Genomic DNA, 13,755 nt, shown 5'->3' on the forward strand with positions numbered 1-13,755 from the left:
AGAAGGGGGGAGTAATTAATGGGTTAGATTATTTGCAATCTGTTGATGCGCCTTCTTTCACCCATACGTCGCTATTTGCTGGGTTATCACCACGGGTCCACCATTTCGCACGGTAAACGTTACCTTCATAGGTGGTGGTGTCGCCGCCGTTGTAGACCAGGTCAGAACGCCAGTTCATCTTCACGTTGCTTACCAGCTCCCACGCGTCCATACCGAAGCCAGGCTGATTGCCCTGAGTCCAGTATTTCGCTTTCCACACGAGGTGGTCGAAGCTTACGGTATCGCCGTTGTTATAGATTTTGCTCGCGTCCCACGCAGCGTATTTGCTGGCGTTGGCATCGACAGGTGCGTCGCAGCTGCCGGTGGTATCATCAGCTGGCGGGGTTACGTCGTCAGCTGGAGGGGTTACGTCGTCAGCCGGTGGTGTGACGTCATCGGCAGGAGGCGTTACCTCGTCAGCTGGCTTAGGCTCCACCGTCACCTGCACGTCAGACTGCACGCTGGTTTTACCGTCCGTCACAATAACGCTCAGGGTGTAGGAAGAAGTATTGTGCACTTCTGGCGCAGTGATGCGAACGTTGGCCGAATCAGTGCCGGTCGCGTTCATATCAGCCGGTACGCTCCAGCTGTAGGTCAGCGCGTCACCATCAGGATCGGATGCCTGTGCGTGCAGAGAAATTGCTTCACCGGACTGAACGGTAACGGCTTCCATAGCATTGATTACCGGCGCCTGGTTGGCTTTAGGCGCTTTATTCACAACCTGGACGTCAACAGCATTGCTCAGCCCTTTAGCGTCGGTTACGGTCAAACGGAAGACCAGGTTCTGGTCGCTTGTCACAGCCGGAACGCTAAAGCTGGCTTTCGCTTTGGTGCTATTGGCGATGGTCACAGAAGGGCCTGAAACCTGCGTCCATTTATAGGTCAGCGCATCGTCGTCCTGGTCGCTGGAAGCAGAGCCATCCAGGGTCACGGTTGCAGGACCGGTGACATTTTGATCGGCAGCTGAAGCCACTGGCGCATGGTTAGTCTCAACAGGCAGATCCGGGATGGAACTTCCGCCCAGCAGGCTTTCGTTCATGGCGTTCAGGATATCGCCGTTATCAGACTCGATAGACCATGCGAACAGTCCGCCCAGGTTTTTGTTCAGTACGTATTTGCCTTTCGCCATAACGGAACGGGCGTTATCGTACGTCACCAGCTCACCGGTGGACTTGTTGAACACGTACGGCGCTTCAGCCGCTTCGTCATATTTGTATTCCCAGCCCGGTTTGCCCAGCATCTGGTTGACGATTTGACGATAGTCAACGATACCGTTTTCCCATGTCCCTTTAATTGGTCCGGTTGCGGTGCCGGTAAATGGATTATCGCCGGTATAACCATGAACGCCGGTCCAGCCGCGGCCATACATACCTGCGCCTACCACGATCTTGCCTGGCTTAACGCCCTGCTCCAGCATCGCTTTTACCGCGTTATCGGTGGTGTAGTTAGTGTCTGGTTTCCAGGAAGCACCGTACAGGGCGGTCTGGTGGCCCAGATCGGTATTGCTCCAGGCACCGTAGAAGTCGTAGCTCATCAGGAAGATATGGTCGAGGTACTGCTGCGTGGTGTTATAGTCCACATCTTCGATCTTATCTTTACCGGCACCGATTGCAGTAGTCAGCTCGTAGGTACGACCGGTTTCCGCAGACAGTTCATTCAGCATCTGACGCAGGTCGTGCATCAGCGCGGTGTAGGTGGCTTTATCGGTCTGAGGATTGCCGAGTTTGGCGTTTTCACCGCCGCCGCCCGGGAATTCCCAGTCAATATCCACGCCGTCAAACACTTTCCAGGTGGTCAGGAAGTCTTTTACCGACGCCACGAAACGGTCACGCAGTACTTTGTTATCCATCTGATAGAACGGATCGGACAGGGTCCAGCCACCAATGGATGGCAGAATTTTCAGGTCAGGATGGGCTTTTTTCATCGCCATCAGCTGCCCATAGTTACCTTTGTAGGGATCGTCCCAGTTGCTTACGCCTTTCTGCGGTTTCTGCAATGCAGCCCATGGATCGTGAATGGCCACGGTGTAGTCCTGACGGCCAGCACAGGCGCGTTTCAGGGATTCCAGTGCACCTGAAGATTTGGCGCTGTCGTTAATACCGTCGCCGCCGCAAATTGGAATAAAGCCGTACAGCAGGTGGTTAATGTTCGCGACCGGGATCTTATCCGCAGAGAAGTTTCGATCGTAAACGCCCCACTCAGGGAAATAGGCACCGACGACTTTATCGGTATGCTGAGCGAAAGCTTTGTTATTTTCCAGCAGCGGCGTATTCAGCGGCAGCAAATGGCTTCCGTCGGTATCCGCCACGATAATCAGTTTGCTTGCGCTTTTGGTACAGCCGCTGTCGTTACACAGTTCGACCTGTTCCTGATAGCGGCCCCCTTTTTTGACTTTGAAGGTCGCAGAACCCGCCGCGCTGCCCGCGCCGGTCCAGACGGTCTTGCCGTCCAGCAGCACTTTTGCAGACGTTGGGGCGTCACCGCTCCAGACGTTCCATTCCACTTTTACATCAACACCCTCTTTATGCACTTTGATGAGGTTGTTGTAATCCTGTGCCGCCTGATCCACTTCTACCAGCGCAAATTTATCATTGCCCGATGTAATAGAAGGCGTACCCGGCGCAGCTGCAAATGCGGAGCTGGTGGCCGCCGCAATAAAGAGCGCCAGATATTTTGGTTTCATAAATTTCATTTTTATTTCCTGATAAATTTATTTATAACGTAATAACCCATGCCTTCCGTGAGATCATGGATGCGTTTCGCGTAATGCGTATTTAACCAACGTGAGTGCCGTGAACAAAAAATTGTTGCTGCGCTGTATTCCTCCATAAAAAGATACAAGCCAAATCCCGTGTAGCTTATATCTCCTACGATACACCGAGCGTAAAGAGTCGTCCTTCTCTCGCAGCATCAAAAAGATTTATAAAAAACCTTGACCAGTATATTTAAAATGTGAAAGCAAACTGCTGACTAATAAACACCACGATTCCAGAAAAGGCGAGGTAAGGACCAAAAGAAATAGTGAGGTTATTTTTATTTAAATTATTGACGGCGAAATAACCGACAATACCGCTTAACGCTGCCGCCAGTTCAATGGAGGGTAATGCCTGCCAGCCGCACCAGGCGCCCAGCGCCGCCAGTAGCTTAAAATCCCCGTAACCCAGCCCTTCTCGTCCGGCGATCAGACGAAAAGCCCAGTAGAGCAGCCAGAGCGACAGATAGCCCGCCACCGCGCCAAACAGCGCATCGCGTAGCGGCAATGTGTGGTCAATAGCATGGAGCACTAACCCCGCCCACAGCAGCGGCTGGGTCAGGCAGTCCGGCAACAACTGATGCTGCCAGTCGATCATGGCCAGCGGCAGCAAAAAAGCCGCCAGTAACCACAAAGAGAACAGCGCCTGAACGTCCGGCATGCACCAGGCCGTGATGCCAAAAAACAGCGCGGAGAACAGTTCCACCATAAAGAGTCGCAGCGGGATCGCGCTGCCGCACTGGTGGCAGCGCCCCCGTAATAACAGCCAACTGAGCAGCGGGATATTTTCCCATGCAGCAAGCGTGTGCTGACACACCGGGCAGTGCGAGGCAGGAAAGAGCAGATTGCCGCTCCCCTCCTCATCCATCACCATTCCCGGTACGCGCTCGGCAACAACGCCGAGAAAACTGCCCATAATCCCGCCCAGGATAGCACTCATCATCGGGAAACCGAGCGGATAGGTCTCCCGCATCAGCGTGAAGGTATTCATGCGCTTTTTGACCAGGTAAGCTGCACCTGTGCTTTCACATCGCTGAGGTGGTCAACCGGCGTGAGGTTTATTTTTTGCAATGTCACGCCGGAGGTCTGATTAATTTCACGCAGCCAGCTTTTTAATTCATATACATTTACCCGATTCACCACGAACGATAAAGTTTGCCCCTCCTGGCGCACATCCGTCAGTGAAAGATTAATTTCATGAGCGCTGTTCTCGACCACCGTACGCGGATTATTCGTTTTAACTAACTGGACCTGAAGATGATTTTTATCAATTTCACTGCGCATCCAGTTAAGCGTCTCTTTTTGTCTTTTAAGCGTCGATTTACTATTTTGGATCATATTATCCAGGGGAAATACTCCTGTGTAATACACCGCAGCCCCCACAATGGCAACAGCACATATTTTTAAAATGATTTTTTCCCGGGCGCTGTAATTCTGATAGCGTGATTTCAGCTGCGCGATTCGCTCTTTCATTTATGTTTCCCTGCGATCATGGCGGTATACGGTTCGGTTGTTGAAACAGGTTGTAAGGTAAAATCAAAATTCTCACTGGTCTGGTTCACAAACGCCTGCAACGCGGGCTGGCTTTGCGCGCTAACGCTCAGCGTCAGGGTGTTTTGCTGCGCATCGTATTCCAGCAGATCGATCTCCATCGCAGGGACTGACTGCCGGGCTTTCTCCAGCTCCTCAAGCTGAAGAAAGAACCCCTTGCTCTGTTTTTTCAGGCTTTGGCCAAAGTGATATTTGATATTGGTCTGCTGGCGCATGCTGGGGAAATGGTGCTGATAAACCTGAACGATCTCCTGCTGAACCCGATTTTCCTGCTGCACCAGCATCCAGGCCATCGCAATGCGCGGCCCCAGCAGCAGACCAACGGACAGCAGGCCCGCCGCTATCATCGCTGCTTTCATGCTTTTTGCGGCCTGGCCATGACCGGCCTTAAGGCTGAATTCACCGTGAAGCAGATTCACACGACAGGTTTTCCACTGCGGCTGGATCAGCACCAGCGGGTGCTGCCAGGCATGCTGTACGTCAACGTGAACGTCCGCGGGCGCGTCGCCGTAGCAACACACTTCCCGGTCTCCGGCTTTCTGCATCAACAGCGGCAGCAGGGTTCCCTCCATTTCACCCGCCACGTGGGGAGATAAACGCAGCAAGTAGCCTTTATCCTGTGCGACCAGCGTGCTGCCCCCTGCCGCCACGGGCAGCAGCCAGGCATCAGGCAGGGCCTGAATCACGTTTAATCCGGCCTCGTGACAGCGGGTCAATGCCGCACGCAGGCGGTCGGCGTCAATGGCAACGGCGTCGACGTCAGCGCCTTTTTTGTAGAGCACTGTCCAGTGGAGGTTGTCCACGTCGCCAATCAGCGTCTCTTCCGCCATCCACGAGAAGGCCATCGCCTGAGAAGCCACCTTTTTCGGCAGCGTGAAATGGCGGAAAATCATGTCGCTGGCGGGCAGCAGGAGACAAACGCGTGTAGCCAGCGGGTGTTCGGCCAGCATCTCCAGGCTGTCGAGCACCTCGACGCGCTCGCTGCCGGACTCACAGCACATTATTTTCCCGACCTCGCGGCTGTCGGGGCGAACAAAAAGTACCTGTTTCATAACGTTTTACTTTTCTTATTCAATCATTCGGTAACGACGCTGCCACGTCACGATCTCACCGGCTTCGTTATTCATCTGAAGCTGGCTGACCACGCGAAGCGTTAATTCATCGGTATTGCCGCTGTAATTCACGCGGAAGTACCGGCTGTTTATAGAAAATTGATCTGCCACCTGCGGGAGATCGTCTTTTAACTGCGGGAAGGTCTGCTCCAGCGCTTTGCTGAACGCGCCCATATTTTCCCAGCCCGATTCCGGACGTGTATCCAGCAGACGAACGGCGTCATCCTGCGTGATTTTTCCCGGAAACATGGCCGCCAGCACCACGGCCTGTTCCGGTTGCAGGGTGTTAACGTCCACCTTGCTGGCGGCGTCCGGCAGCGCGCATAACAGCTTGCTCACCTTCGGATATGCCGTAACCGGGAACGCTGGCAGCAGTTTGATCTCCGCGATGCTGCGCATCATCTGGTTTGCCGGTTGCCGGGCGGGCACGACGCCAGCCCACGCATCGCTTTCGGCACCCTCTTTCGCCGTGGTGCTGTCACCATCGAGATAATCCACCAGCTGGAAATAGACCGCCTCCGCCGTGCCCGGACTGAGCCCGCTTTCCGTCAGGAGTTGTTCAACAATCCGCTCTTTACGCGGTTTTTCCGCCACCGCGGGAGCGCTTTGCCCCTGGGGCGCGACGTCGGCGGTCAACAGGTTATTGACGTTAAAGCAGTCCTGAGCGTCTTCCACCTGGCTCACGACCGTGTAGTCTTCTCCCTGCGTCTCCAGCGGCTGATGCCAGTCGCCGTCCAGCGCCAGCGGCTTGCTCTCGCCGCTGGCATCGGTCTGTAACCTGTCCTTCACCACTTTTTCCTGGGCCTGCATCGCCCAGCGCAGCTGCTGCTGGCTTATCTGATAATGCGTTTTCTGCAAATTACGGCAGAACTGCTGGCTGATTTTGGCGGCCAGCGCCGACATCATCACCAGCAAAATCAGCACCACCAGCAGGGCGACGCCCTTTTGTTGACGGATTCGGTTCATGGTCTGGTCTCCGGCGAAGGCGCAGGGGCTGCGTCCGGAGTCGTCGCAGGCGCGTCGGCGGCTTTCTCTGGGGCAGCGGCAGCGGCCACCTCCGGCATATCCCCCGGCGTGGTGAACACCCAGCGCCAGGTATCCCCGTTTTCCATCGTCAACGTGACCTCCACGCCGTCCGGCAGATGGGCGGCGTCGTGCCAGGCTGTCTGCCAGCCCTGACGATAAAACCGCCACTGCAATGTTTTTACGCCGCTGACAATCGGCACTTCGTCAGGCTTAACGTCCACCGGGCCGTCAATGACCGGCCAGACGTCGCGGTACAAACGCCCCTCTTCCAGCCGCCAGCGCACGCGCTCCAGCTGGACCGTTCCGCTCACGCCATTCAGGGTGGTCAGTTCAAGGGCATCGCCCTCCTGACGGAACAGATCTGGCTCATTACGCGGCGCTCGCGCCTGTAGCTGGAAAAAGTCGCGCTCCATCAGACTCCAGCCGCGCTGAAGCTGGTTGAGCTTAGCGGCGCTGGCATCGGTGGCCGAGCTGGTACGCATCGCGCCGTCCAGAATTTGCCAGGCCAGGGTGCTGATTACCGCGAAAATAGTCAGCGCAATCATGATCTCCAGCAGGGTAAATCCGCGCTGGCGTCGCGTTTTCTTCACTTGCTCTCTCCCGGCGGAATGATGTGCAGGGAAATAACCGGCTGGCTCTCATCGCCTTCCGCATAGACGCGAATGGAGTTCGCCCAGCCGTTGTCGGCGGTTTTCACCCGCTGCTTACGCCAGTTCCAGCTGCGCCCGCCCATGATTTCCGTCCCCTGCTGCTCAGCATCCGGGAAGTCGGTTTTGGTGAGTTGCGCTTCCGCCAGCTGATTTTCCGCCACCCAACTGGCCTGCAAGGTATCGGCCAAGCCATGGGTAAAACGCACGTTCAGGGAGACCGAGTTCATTAGCGCCAGCGCGGCGGTGGAGAAAATCACCAGCGCGACCATCACCTCCAGCAGCGTCATCCCCTTTTGCTTTGTGTTGTCGTTAGCCATCGTTTTCTACCGATACCGGCGCCGCACCCTGCGACACCACGCGGAAATGGTGCTGTTTGTCGTAACTTTGCAGCGTCAGCGTAAAGCGGCTGATTTCACCGTCCGGTAAAAAGATCACCTGTGGCTCGGACGCCACCGTCGCGGCCAGGCGCTGCGGCGAGAGCGACACGTGCATCTCTTCCGGAAAATCACCTTTGGTGGTAATACGTCCGGCAGATAATGGCACCCAGTGACGCTCGCCATTTTTATCCGCGATCGTCACCAGCTGATATTTATCGGTGGCGATCACCAGCCCGACAATATTTCCGTCCATCACCGCACGGTCTGAACCATAATCAACGAGCGCTTTTAATTGCTGGCCAAATATATCCGCGCCGCTGCGCGAAGGAATGGTGGACACCACCATCATGGCGCAGCTGGCAAATATCACCAGCGCCAGAATAATTTCCAGCAACGTAAAGCCGCGTTGATTTTTCATTACTTCTCGTTCTTATCCAGAGACCAGTTGGTAATGTCATCGGCAGTATTCGCTTCGCCGTCCGGACCCGCAGAGAAAATGTCCACCGCACCGTGTTCACCTGGGCTGACCAGAATATAATCGCTGCCCCATGGATCCTGCGGCAGGCGGCGAATATAGCCATCCGCGCGATAGCCGTTCGGGATTGGTGCGATTTCCGGCTTCGTCACAAGCGCCTGCAAACCCTGCTCTGTGGTCGGGTAGCGGTGGTTGTCCAGCTTATACATATCCAGCGAGCCTTCGAGCGCGACAATATCGCTGGTCGCCTTTTGCGTATCCGCTTTTTCTTTATTACCCATTAAGTTTGGCACTACCATACTCGCCAGAACGCCGAGAATAACAATCACCACCATTAATTCGAGCAATGTGAAGCCCGCCTGGCGAGCCAGGTTTTTACGTTTTAGAGCCATGATTTAACCTACCATATTATTAAGTTGCAGAAGCGGTTGTAATATTGAAAGAACGATGAATAAAACAATCGTCGCCATGGATACCACCAGCGCCGGTTCAAATACCGACAGCGTTAATGTAATTCGATGCTGTAATGCCGATTCCTGATTTTCTGCAGCGCGATCCATTAAATTACCTAATTCTCCGCTCTCTTCACCGGAGGCAATCATATACAGCATGGTTGGCGGGAATAATTTCGCCTGTTCCAGCGCCGCATACAGCGACGCCCCCTGACGTACGGTATCGGCGGCCTGCTCAAGCACCTGACGGGCATAGAGATTTTCAATACCGTCCATCGCGATATACATTCCCTCCAGCAGCGGCACGCTGCTGGCCTGCAAAATGCTCAGGGTACGGATATAGCGGGCGCTGTTGATGGCGCACACCAGCTTTTTAATCGGCGAGCCGTTCACCAGCCAGCTGTGCCAGCGAAAACGGTTTTTCACGTTTCGCACCCAGGTTTTGAAGCCGACGAACGCCCCCGCCAGGCTGCCGACAATATAGATACCCCAGGCTTGCAGGAAATCACTTACCGCAATCAGCGTCCGGGTGGTGATCGGCAGTTGCTGTTTCATGTGGGTAAACTGCTCAATCACCTGCGGCACCACCGCCACCAGCAGAATGCCGATCACCGCGATAGCGACCACGGTGAGGGTAATCGGGTAGACCATCGCCTGCGTCAGCTTGCTTTTCATCTTCTGGCGCTGTTCGTTGTACTCCGCCAGCTTCTCCAGCACGTCGCCCAGATGGCCGGTCTTCTCACCGGCCATCACCAGCGTGCAGTAGAGTTTGTCGAAGGTGCGTGGAAACTGGCTAAAGGCGTCGAACAGCGTATGCCCCTCGACCACCTTCTCGCGGATCTCCATCACCATCGCCGCCAGCTTTTTATCTTCCGTCTGCTTAGAGATCGCCTTCAGCGCACTTTCCAGCGGCAGCGCGGCGTTCACCAGCGTCGAAAGCTGACGGGTAAACATCGACAGCACCGGGGTAGAGAGCTTCGCCCCGGTTTTCGCTTTCCCGCCTGTCGCCGTTTCGCGGGTTTCGGTGATACTCACGGGCATCAGCTTTTGCTCGCGAAGCCACTGGCGAACCTGCTTCTGTCCCTCGGCCTGTAACGTCCCGCGCTGGGTTTTTCCCGCGGCACTCGTCGCCGTCCAGGCGTAGAAAGCCATTACGCATCCCCCCCACGCTCGGCGGTGACGCGCATGACTTCTTCCAGAGACGTCACGCCGCTAATCACCTTCAGCAGCCCGTTTTCACGCAGGCTGTAGGCCTGCTTAAAGAGCTGCGTTTCTATGGACATTTCGTCCTTATCTTCATGGATGGCGCGGCGCATGGTACTGTCCACCACCAGAAACTCATGAATACCGGCGCGGCCCTGATAGCCGCTCTGACGGCAGTGTTCACACCCCACCGCGCGATAAATCGCTTTTGGCGGCGCGTCCATAAAGCTGAACAACGCTTTTTCATTGGCATCCAGCGGACTGGTGGTCCGGCAGTGCGTACACAGCCGACGCACCAGACGCTGGGCAATGACACCGAGCAGCGATGAACCGATTAAAAACGACTCCAGCCCCATATCCCGCAGACGGGTTATCGCCCCTGCGGCACTGTTGGTGTGCAGCGTCGACATCACCAGGTGACCGGTCAGCGACGCCTGCACCGCGATCTGGGCGGTCTCACCGTCGCGAATTTCCCCGATCATCACCACGTCCGGGTCCTGACGCAGAATCGCGCGCAGCCCGCGGGCAAAGGTCATGTCCACGCGCGGGTTAACCTGCGTCTGCCCCACGCCTTCCAGCTCGTATTCGATCGGGTCTTCCACGGTCAGAATGTTGCGCTCGTGACCGTTCAGCGCCGAAAGAATGGCGTACAGCGTGGTACTTTTACCGGAACCCGTCGGGCCGGTAACGAGGATGATCCCGTGCGGGCGGTCAATCAGCCCTTTCAGCTTCTCCAGCTCTTCATCAATCAGCCCAAGCTTGTTGATGTCGGGCTTGAGATTGCTTTTATCGAGCAGGCGCATGACCACGCGCTCGCCGTACTGGGACGGAATGGTCGACACACGCACATCGATGGCCTTGCGGCCGATGCGCAGGGAGATACGTCCATCCTGGGGGAGACGTTTCTCGGCGATGTCGAGTTTCGACATCACCTTAATACGCGACACCAGCAGCGGCGCGAGCTTACGCGCCGGTTGCAACACCGGGCGCAGCACGCCGTCAACGCGGAAGCGGATGCTCAGCGTGCGCTCGAAGGTTTCGATATGAATATCCGACGCGCCGTCCTTCACCGCCTCGCCGAGAATGGCGTTGATCAGGCGGATCACCGGTGAGTTTTCGTCGTTATCGAGCAGATCTTCGTTATCCGGGATCTCCTCGGTTAAGGCCATCAGATCGATATCCGCGTCCATGTCGTCCACCAGTTGCTGCGACACGCCGCTGCTCTGCTGCCAGATTTTGGCCAGCATCTCGTCAAACGCTTCCGGCGTCACAGTGACGGGGATGAAAGCACGGCCCAGCACCCGGCGCACCTCCAGCAGAGCATGCGCAGGAGTGTCGTCCCGGATATAGACATCATTGTTGTAAAACAGAACGCCGTTATCTTTTGCGTAGTTGCTGCTACACAGTGTTTTACTCAGTTCGTCCACGTTACCCCTCCGCGCTATTCTTTAAACGGATTGCGCGTGGCGCTGGTTTTCACCGGTGCGGCGCCAGTGCTTGCAGAGGGAAACGCGGGCAGGACGGCGTTGTCAGTCGGCTCAACAATACCGAGCTTTTTCTCCTCCACTCGCTGCATCTGGCGCACCCGGATCTGGTCATATTTCTCTTTCGAGGCCGCGCTGTAGTTGTCGTCGTCACGCAGGACGGTGGTATGAATAAACACCATCAGGTTGCGTTTGGAAGTATCCTGCGAGGTGTAGCGGAACAGCTGACCGACCAGCGGGATATCGCCGAGCAGGGGCACTTTGGACACGGACTGTTTGGTCACATTTTCCATCAGACCGCCGAGCACCACCGTCTGACCACTGTGGACCATCACTTCGTTATTAATCGTGCGCGTGTTGAAGGTTGGGCCGAGGCTGGAGTCTTCCGTCGCGCTGTTGTCGACACTCGACACTTCCTGCTCAATCTTCAGATGGATCATGTCGCCATCGTTTATCTGCGGCACAATCTTCAGCTTGGTCCCTACGGTTTTACGCTCAACCGAGTTAAAGACGTTGTCGCCGCTGGTGGTTTGCGAACCGGAAAGCACCGGCACATCCTGACCGACGTTGAACGACGCTTCTTTGTTATCCAGCGTGACCACGCTTGGCGTGGAGAGGATGTCATTTTTGCCGTCAGTGGAAAGCGCGGTCACCAGCGCACCGAAGTCACCGTTAAAGAAGCCGGTCGCAAGGCCAGTGAAACTTGCCCCTTTCATGGTGCCATTTTTAATCTGGCTGATTGGCAGGCCGGTGGAGCCAAACTGCACCCCGCCGTGCTTGCTGGTCCACTGCACGCCAAGATCCAGGCCGTTACCGTCCTGCACTTCGGCAATGATCGCTTCCACCAGCACCTGCGGACGGCGAATATCCAGCTTGTCGATCACTTTCTCGAGGGAGTTCATCACGTTAGGCTGTGCGGTGATCACCAGGGAGTTGGTTGACTCGTCGGCGGTAATATTCAGATCGGTTGAGGCGCTCGCGGATTTCGCTTTGGCCGCACCCGGCTTGTCTTTCAGCTGCTCACCAATCCCGGTGAGAACCGGCACCACTTTGGTGGCGCTGGCATACTTGAGGTAGAAGACGCGGGTATTGCCCTCGTTATTCTGCTCACGATCCAGCTGATGAATAAGGGAACGGGTGCGCGCCCGCGCATCTTCCGCGCCGCTGATCACCAGGCTGTTGGTTTCGTCATCCGCGACGACTTTAGTCGCCAGCTGCGGCGCGTTCTGCCCTTTCTGTTCTTCATTGTTGAGGTTATTCAACATCTCCGAGAGTTCTTTGGCGGACGCAAAGCGCAGCGGGATGATTTCGCGACGCTGGATGCCGTCTTTATCGACGCGCTGCACCAGATCCACCAGCCGGTTCACCACCGAGGCTTTACCGGTTAACAGCAGGACGTTGGACGGCTCAAAGTGGACCACGTTCCCGATACCGGTGGCATCGTTGAGCTGACGCAGCAGCGGGGCCAGCTCACGAACAGGCACGTTTTCCATGCGCACCACGCGGGTGATGATCTCGTCACCTTTGCCCGGATTTTTGCTGTCTGCCAGCGGCGCACCGGCGGTACGCGCTACGCTTGAGCGCACCACTTTGACCATGCCGTTGTCCATCGGGATCACCGACAGGCCGTAGAGATCCAGCACGCTCAGAAAGAATTGATAGTACTCATCTTCCGTCAGCACGTTGTAGGTTCGGACCGAGACGGTTCCCTGGACGGACGGATCGACCAGAATGGTTTTATTGAGATTGCGGCCTACCGTATCGATAAACTCGCGAATATCAGTATTTTTAAAACTCGCGCTAAAGTTAGCTGCAAGCAGCGAACTGGAATATAACGACAATGCGGTCAGCGCCACGCACGCCCAGGGAATTTTTTTCATGTCTGCACACTTTTTAATTGTTTAGAACATTAATCCGAATATTTTCAAGGTGAGCGTGACGTCGTACGATGACCTCCGCTTCTTTCATTTTTGACCAGTTGGCAATAATGCTTTTCGCTTTTGCTTCATCGGTCATATCGACAGAGTTAACCTGAACCGCCACATCGCCTTTTACCAGACCTGACTGGCTGTAAAAGGCGGAGGCATTCCTTGGGTTTATCCTGTAGCCTTCCAGTCGGCCCTTTTCAATTATGGGTTTTAACACCAGATAATCATCAAGATGCACACTCTCTGCGCCAACATCTTTTGTCGATTTCGTTACCGGGCCGCTATCCACGCCACCCTTAAAATAGTCCGGTTTATTTAATGCCAGAACCTGCGTAGTACCTTCATAATTAACCACCACATTATCTTTGTTTATTTCCTGAATAAATGCGTCGTTAAATCCAGAGAGAGGTTCACCCTCACGGTAGCTTCTCTGACCGCCTGGCGTTTTGATGACAGCAAAGGAGAGCCAGGCGTCATCGCTGTTCACAATACCTTCGATTTCAGCTGCCAGCGGGGCTTTCACCGCACCCGGTAAGATTTCCTGACGCACGGCTGCCGTAAAAAGCGAAAAGGATTTCTCTTCGCGCGTTTTTTTCAGCGGCTGTTGATCGGCATTAGCCAACTTATTCATAACTTTTTTATAATCTTTAAAGGTGAGATACCCTTGCTGGCCGCAAAAGATCAGCAGCACAAACATAATACAAGG

At 55.3% G+C, this 13,755-nt stretch carries 13 protein-coding genes; all 13 read right to left on the reverse strand.

What is annotated here, in order from left to right:
• Positions 1-28: 28 nt before the first annotated feature.
• The 13 genes from ACOT0L_RS10605 to gspC all read right to left on the reverse strand — a co-directional run bounded on the left by ACOT0L_RS10605 (position 29) and on the right by gspC (position 13,746).
• Positions 29-2,731: a glycosyl hydrolase family 18 protein gene (locus tag ACOT0L_RS10605; RefSeq protein WP_058676874.1), complete on the reverse strand. Its 2,703-nt coding sequence runs from the start codon at positions 2,729-2,731 to the stop codon at positions 29-31.
• Positions 2,732-2,984: 253 nt separating this feature from the next.
• The gene (locus ACOT0L_RS10610; RefSeq protein ID WP_126503655.1) at positions 2,985-3,782 is read right to left on the reverse strand and encodes a prepilin peptidase; all 798 of its coding nucleotides are present in this window, start codon (positions 3,780-3,782) and stop codon (positions 2,985-2,987) included.
• Complete coding sequence (gene gspM / locus ACOT0L_RS10615) at positions 3,779-4,264, reverse strand: type II secretion system protein GspM (protein ID WP_126503653.1); 486 nt, start codon at positions 4,262-4,264, stop codon at positions 3,779-3,781. The genes ACOT0L_RS10610 and gspM overlap by 4 nt, the downstream gene beginning before the upstream one ends.
• Positions 4,261-5,394, reverse strand: coding sequence for a type II secretion system protein GspL (gene gspL / locus ACOT0L_RS10620; protein ID WP_126503651.1), 1,134 nt, complete (start codon positions 5,392-5,394; stop codon positions 4,261-4,263). The genes gspM and gspL overlap by 4 nt, the downstream gene beginning before the upstream one ends.
• A gap of 15 nt (positions 5,395-5,409) precedes the next feature.
• Positions 5,410-6,420 (reverse strand): type II secretion system minor pseudopilin GspK, encoded by a 1,011-nt coding sequence (gene gspK / locus ACOT0L_RS10625; RefSeq protein WP_126503649.1) that lies wholly within the window; start codon positions 6,418-6,420, stop codon positions 5,410-5,412.
• Complete coding sequence (gene gspJ / locus ACOT0L_RS10630) at positions 6,417-7,070, reverse strand: type II secretion system minor pseudopilin GspJ (protein ID WP_126503647.1); 654 nt, start codon at positions 7,068-7,070, stop codon at positions 6,417-6,419. Before gspJ ends, gspK begins: the two co-directional genes overlap by 4 nt.
• A complete protein-coding gene (gene gspI / locus ACOT0L_RS10635; RefSeq protein WP_022647591.1) occupies positions 7,067-7,447 on the reverse strand; it encodes a type II secretion system minor pseudopilin GspI in 381 nt (126 codons plus the stop codon). Before gspI ends, gspJ begins: the two co-directional genes overlap by 4 nt.
• Entirely contained in the window at positions 7,440-7,925 is a 486-nt protein-coding gene (gene gspH / locus ACOT0L_RS10640; protein ID WP_023299697.1) for a type II secretion system minor pseudopilin GspH, read from the reverse strand. Before gspH ends, gspI begins: the two co-directional genes overlap by 8 nt.
• Positions 7,925-8,374: a type II secretion system major pseudopilin GspG gene (gene gspG, locus ACOT0L_RS10645; RefSeq protein ID WP_023299696.1), complete on the reverse strand. Its 450-nt coding sequence runs from the start codon at positions 8,372-8,374 to the stop codon at positions 7,925-7,927. The genes gspH and gspG overlap by 1 nt, the downstream gene beginning before the upstream one ends.
• Positions 8,375-8,377: 3 nt before the next feature.
• Positions 8,378-9,586: a type II secretion system inner membrane protein GspF gene (gspF, locus tag ACOT0L_RS10650; RefSeq protein WP_032624561.1), complete on the reverse strand. Its 1,209-nt coding sequence runs from the start codon at positions 9,584-9,586 to the stop codon at positions 8,378-8,380.
• On the reverse strand, positions 9,586-11,064 hold the full coding sequence (gene gspE / locus ACOT0L_RS10655) for a type II secretion system ATPase GspE (protein ID WP_063152061.1): 1,479 nt from the start codon (positions 11,062-11,064) through the stop codon (positions 9,586-9,588). Before gspE ends, gspF begins: the two co-directional genes overlap by 1 nt.
• A 14-nt stretch (positions 11,065-11,078) precedes the next feature.
• Complete coding sequence (gene gspD / locus ACOT0L_RS10660; RefSeq protein WP_023299693.1) at positions 11,079-13,001, reverse strand: type II secretion system secretin GspD; 1,923 nt, start codon at positions 12,999-13,001, stop codon at positions 11,079-11,081.
• Between the two features lie 13 nt (positions 13,002-13,014).
• Positions 13,015-13,746 carry a type II secretion system protein GspC gene (gene gspC / locus ACOT0L_RS10665; RefSeq protein WP_032671003.1) on the reverse strand — a complete coding sequence of 244 codons (732 nt, stop codon included), beginning with the start codon at positions 13,744-13,746 and terminating at the stop codon, positions 13,015-13,017.
• Positions 13,747-13,755 lie beyond the last annotated feature (9 nt).

The organism is Enterobacter cloacae complex sp. XAL002 (genome assembly GCF_049236805.1).
Classification (GTDB): domain Bacteria; phylum Pseudomonadota; class Gammaproteobacteria; order Enterobacterales; family Enterobacteriaceae; genus Enterobacter; species Enterobacter intestinihominis.